General features: G+C 43.3%; 1 protein-coding gene. It reads right to left on the reverse strand.

Features of this window, described 5'->3' with window-relative positions; all coding sequences use genetic code 11:
* Window positions 1-254 (reverse strand): LpxL/LpxP family acyltransferase (locus AAEY72_RS15090; protein WP_502945401.1); only part of this gene is annotated, 254 nt, incomplete at its 3' end.
* Between the last annotated feature and the right edge of the window lie 14 nt (window positions 255-268).

Genomic DNA, 268 nt, shown 5'->3' on the forward strand with positions numbered 1-268 from the left:
TTAGAGCGAAGACGCCCATTGGTAGTAAAGTATTCCATAAGCGGATTATTATGTGGGCGGTAAAAGCCAATACCTTGGCACTTCAAACCCATTACACGACTTGTCATTTCAAGGTGAAGTATATGTGGAACAAGTAATAAAACGCCTTTTCCTGATTGTTGTACGCGCTCAAAGTGCTCAAGCCCTTTTATTGATCCCAATACTTTTTTGACCCGCCATTGTGGCCACCACCAAGCCATACCGGTTTCAACCATAGCAATACCGGTAT

The sequence above is a fragment of the Psychrobacter sp. W2-37-MNA-CIBAN-0211 genome, from assembly GCF_040309405.1.
Classification (GTDB): domain Bacteria; phylum Pseudomonadota; class Gammaproteobacteria; order Pseudomonadales; family Moraxellaceae; genus Psychrobacter; species Psychrobacter glaciei.